7 protein-coding genes are annotated in these 4,342 nt (G+C 64.4%); all 7 read left to right on the top strand.

All coding sequences use genetic code 11. The features are described 5' to 3' along the window. Positions 1–187, top strand: a 187-nt coding sequence (locus AC1DYX_RS28305) for a hypothetical protein (protein ID WP_477265111.1), incomplete at its 5' end; no start/stop codon positions are given. Positions 188–302: 115 nt separating this feature from the next. After that, complete coding sequence (locus AC1DYX_RS28300; protein ID WP_477265109.1) at positions 303–1,157, top strand: FliM/FliN family flagellar motor switch protein; 855 nt, start codon at positions 303–305, stop codon at positions 1,155–1,157. Between the two features lie 6 nt (positions 1,158–1,163). Then, the gene (locus tag AC1DYX_RS28295; protein ID WP_477265107.1) at positions 1,164–1,526 is read left to right on the top strand and encodes a FliM/FliN family flagellar motor switch protein; all 363 of its coding nucleotides are present in this window, start codon (positions 1,164–1,166) and stop codon (positions 1,524–1,526) included. Further along, positions 1,523–2,305 carry a flagellar type III secretion system pore protein FliP gene (gene fliP / locus AC1DYX_RS28290; RefSeq protein WP_477265105.1) on the top strand — a complete coding sequence of 261 codons (783 nt, stop codon included), beginning with the start codon at positions 1,523–1,525 and terminating at the stop codon, positions 2,303–2,305. Before AC1DYX_RS28295 ends, fliP begins: the two co-directional genes overlap by 4 nt. Positions 2,306–2,321: 16 nt before the next feature. Next, on the top strand, positions 2,322–2,591 hold the full coding sequence (gene fliQ, locus AC1DYX_RS28285) for a flagellar biosynthesis protein FliQ (RefSeq protein ID WP_477265103.1): 270 nt from the start codon (positions 2,322–2,324) through the stop codon (positions 2,589–2,591). Further along, complete coding sequence (gene fliR, locus AC1DYX_RS28280; protein WP_477265101.1) at positions 2,591–3,373, top strand: flagellar biosynthetic protein FliR; 783 nt, start codon at positions 2,591–2,593, stop codon at positions 3,371–3,373. Before fliQ ends, fliR begins: the two co-directional genes overlap by 1 nt. Continuing rightward, on the top strand, positions 3,366–4,342 hold a 977-nt coding region (locus tag AC1DYX_RS28275; RefSeq protein ID WP_477265099.1), incomplete at its 3' end, for an EscU/YscU/HrcU family type III secretion system export apparatus switch protein. The genes fliR and AC1DYX_RS28275, both read left to right, overlap by 8 nt.

Raw genomic sequence — 4,342 nt, 5'->3', positions numbered from 1 at the left:
ATGTTGCACCGTCGGCTTTACTTTGCAATCGATACAACTTTTGTTGACTTTTGGAAAATTGTTAAATTTCAGCGTCATACTGTGGCTTGGTTTCTTCGCCGGAACCGAGGAGAATAGCAGCGGTTTCGTCAGTCACCCAGAGTTGAATTTTTGTTTTTCCCAGCGCAGTAACTACATCTTACCGTAGGGCAATGGCGAATTCAAAGGGGAAAATCAAATGGCGCGACACAATTTCCCGGGTATAATTGTTGCCCTGAGGAATGAAAAGAAAGCATCTCAGCTTATCAATTTTTTAACCGACCATGCCGACTTCAAACCCCGATACCGCCCTGCAGCACCAAGTGCTCGACCCCTGTCTCCTGGGGCGTCCGGTACATCTGCTGCCCCAGTTCGCGGCGCGCCTTGAGGATGACCTGGATACCGCAATGCAGGGTAGCGCCCGTCGTTACTGGGCCGGCTGGCGTCTCGAGAGTCTGGAATTCGGCCGTGTGCCGCAAGACAACAATTTGCGCTGGATGGCCGTGCTGGGTGCTTTGGGCACTGTCGCCGTGGCATTTGAGCGTGGTTTATTACTGACACTATTGGAGCGACGCTACGGTGGCCGTAGCGCAGGCGCAACGCCGCGGGATCCGCAAACGGAGCGCGTGACGGCCACCGAAGAACGACTTGGCGTCGTACTGACGCAACAGATGGTGGATCTGTTGTATGCACGCGTCGCTGCCAGTGTGGCAATGGACGTCGCGCCGCGCCCGATTCCGGCAAATGCCGTGGTGCCTTCGGCAATGCCGGGCGAAAGCAACTGGGCCCTGCGCGTGCAGGTCCGTGGCAATAACGATCACACCGGCCAGTTCTGGGTCGCACCCGACCAGCAACTGATGGCCATGATCCTGGGCACGCTGCGCCCGGAGAACGCCCGCCAGGCCGCCCCGCGCGGTCCGGCCGAGCCGCTTGCGACCAGGCTCCAGGTCAAGCTGGACGGCCGCCTGGTCAGCAAGGAAATCACCCTGGGCACACTGTTCGACCTGAAGGTGGGCGACGTGATTCCGGTGAACGTGGGCCGGGCCGACGTCCTGCTCGACGAGGCGCGGTTGTTTACCGCCGCGGTCGCCGAGCACAAGGGCAAGCTGTGTTTAACCTCTTTTGAAGACGCCGAGTAAACAGACATGAACCTGAACGATCAATTCGCCGGTGGCGACATCCTCATCGACGACGCAGCAACTGACGACGACGCCGCGGACAAGCCCGCGGCGGCGGCCCCGAAGGCGGCGCCGCGCCTGCCGCAGATGATGCGCCGCATTCCGGTGACGCTGACGCTGGAAGTGGGCTCGGCCCGCATCTCGCTGCAGGAACTGATGGCGATCGGTCCGGACAGCGTGCTGCCGCTCGACGCCATGGCGGGCGAGCCGCTCGTCATCAAGGTCAATGGCGCCGCGATCGGACGCGCCGAAGTGGTCGTCGCGGGCGAGCAGTATGGCCTGAAGGTCATCGACCTGGACGGCCTCAACCTGGACCTGATCACGTCATGACGTTGCATTGCCGCGGCGCCGGGGTCTTCCTGCGCCGCCATGCGCCGCTCGCGGGCGGCGTGTTGCTGTTGCTGGCCAGCGCGGGCGCGTGGGCCGCGCCGGCGGGACCGGACGTCCTGCCCGGCGTGATCCCGGGCTCCACCAGCGGCTTGACGGTGAAGTCGCAGATCCTGGTCCTGATGACCATCCTCGGGCTGTTGCCCGTGATGGTCATGATGATGACCAGCTTCACCCGCTTCGTGATCGTGCTGTCGCTGCTGCGCCAGGCCCTGGGCCTGCAGCAGGGCCTGCCCAACCGGATCGTCACCGGCGTCGCGCTGATCCTGACGCTGCTCGTCATGCGTCCCGTCGGCGAACAGGTCTGGACCGAGGCGTTCGTCCCGTACGACAAGGACAAGATCTCGCTGGAGCAGGCGCTGAAGGTCGCCGAGGTGCCGCTGTCGCGCTTCATGCTGGCCCAGACGAGCAAGACGGCGCTGGCCCAGATCGCGCACCTGGCCGGCGAACCGGCCGAGATGAAGCCGATGGACCGCGGGTTCACGGTGAAGCTGGCCGCCTTCGTGCTGTCCGAACTCAAGAGTGCTTTCCAGATCGGCTGCATGCTGTTCATTCCGTTCCTGATCATCGACCTGGTGGTGTCGTCGGTGCTGATGGCGATGGGCATGATGATGCTGTCGCCCCTCGTCATCTCGCTGCCGTTCAAGCTGCTGCTGTTCGTGCTGGTCGACGGCTGGACTCTCACCGTGAACACGCTGGTCAGCAGCATCCACGGCATCTAGCATCGCATTCAATCACATGACTCCTGATATCGCCGTCGACTTCATCGTCGAAGCCCTGCAGCTGGTGATGCTGCTCGTGATGGTGCTGGTGGTGCCGGGCCTCGTGGCCGGCGTCATCGTCGCCCTCGTGCAGGCCGCCACCCAGATCAACGAACAGACGCTGAGCTTCCTGCCGCGTCTCCTCGTCACGCTGGTGGCCCTGATCCTGGCCGGCCACTGGATGACCGGCAAACTGATGGACTATTGCGTGAGCGTGTTCCAGCGCGCCGCGACCCTGGTTACCTGATGCTGGAAGTTACCCACCTGCTGCTGCCGTTCATCAGCGCGCTGTGGTGGCCGTTCTGCCGCATCATGGCGCTGCTGTCGACGGCCCCGGTCATCGGCGACGCGCTGGTTCCGGTCCCGGTGCGCGCGCTGCTGTCGGTGGTGCTCGCGTTCCTGATGCTGCCGCTGACGAAAGGCGCTGCCGGCCTGCCGGATCCGTTCTCGCTGGCGGGCGTCGTCGTGATGGTCGAACAGGCCGTGATCGGCGGCGTGATCGGCCTCGCGCTGCAGCTGACGATGGCGGTCGTGAACATGCTCGGCTTCCTCGTCTCGAGCCAGGTGGGCTTTTCGATGGCGCAGATGAACGACCCCGTGAACGGCCAGCAGTCGGACGTGATCTCCGGCCTGCTGGGCCTCGTCGCGATCCTGGTGTTCTTCGCGGTGGACGGCCACCTGGTGCTTGCGGGCGTGCTGGGCCAGAGCTTCCGCGCCTGGCCCGTCGGTGGCGGTTACGGGGGACTGTTGCTGGAGACGGTGGCGCTGAACGTGGGCTGGGTGTTCTCGGCCGCCATCCTGCTGGCGCTGCCGATCGTGTTCTCGACGATGGTGGTGCAGGTCGGTTTCGGCTTCCTGAACCGGGTGGCGCCGTCGCTGAACCTGTTCTCGCTGGGCTTTTCGCTGGTGACGCTGTTCGGCCTGATGATGCTCGTGCAGGTCGTGCGCTTCATCCCGGAACACTACGTGCAGATGACGAACCAGGTGCTGGAGATGCTCCAGCAGCAGATGAGGGCGGCGCATGGCTGACGATACCGGCGGCGACAAGTCGGAAAAGGCCTCAGCCCAGAAGCTGAAGAAGGCGCGCGAGCAGGGCCAGGTCGTCCGTTCGAAGGACCTGGCGACGGCGGTCGGCATCCTGGCCAGCCTGAAGCTGTTCGTGCTGCTGCTGCCCGGTTACCTGGAATCGTTCCGGTCGCTGTTCCGGCTCGTGTATGCCCCGCTTGGTGCGGCCGGATCGATGGAGAACGCGATGTCGGTCGTGTGGGGCGGCGCCGCCGTGCTGCTCGTGAAGATGGTGCTGCCCCTGCTGGGCGTGCCGCTCGCGGTGGTGGCGGTCAGCCTCGTGCCGGGCGGCTGGGTCGTCTCGACGAACAACCTGGTGCCGAAGTTCGACCGCTTCTCGCCGGTGAAGAACCTGGGCCAGCTCGCCTCGGGCAAGCACTGGACGCAGTTCGGGACGTCGGTCGCCAAGGCCGCGCTGCTGGCGCTCGTGCTCGTGCACGTCGTGCGCTCCGCGCTGTCGGCCTGGGTCGACCTGCAGCGCATGCCACTGCCTGATGCGCTGCTGCACGGCGCCGGCATGATGTTCGACGGCCTGATGGCGCTCGTCGCCGTGTTCGTGCTGTTCGCGCTGATCGACGTGCCGCTGCAGGCCTTCCTGTTCGCGCGCGGACAGCGCATGAGCAAGCAGGAAGTGAAGGAAGAATACAAGAGCACCGAGGGCAAGCCCGAGATCCGTGCGCGCATCCGCCAGCTGCAGCAGCAGATGGCACGCCGCAACGTGAACAAGACGGTGCCGACGGCCGACGTGGTGATCGTGAACCCCGAGCACTACGCGGTCGCGCTGAAGTACGACACCAAGCGTGCGGAAGCGCCCTACGTGGTGGCGAAGGGCATCGACGAGATGGCCCTGTACATCCGCCAGGTCGCGGCGAAGCACCAGATCGAGACGATCGCGCTGCCKCCGCTGGCACGTGCCATCTACAACACCAGCCA

The sequence above is a fragment of the Massilia sp. P2_C2 genome, from assembly GCF_056404615.1.
This window is presented reverse-complemented; position numbering and strand designations above follow the sequence as displayed.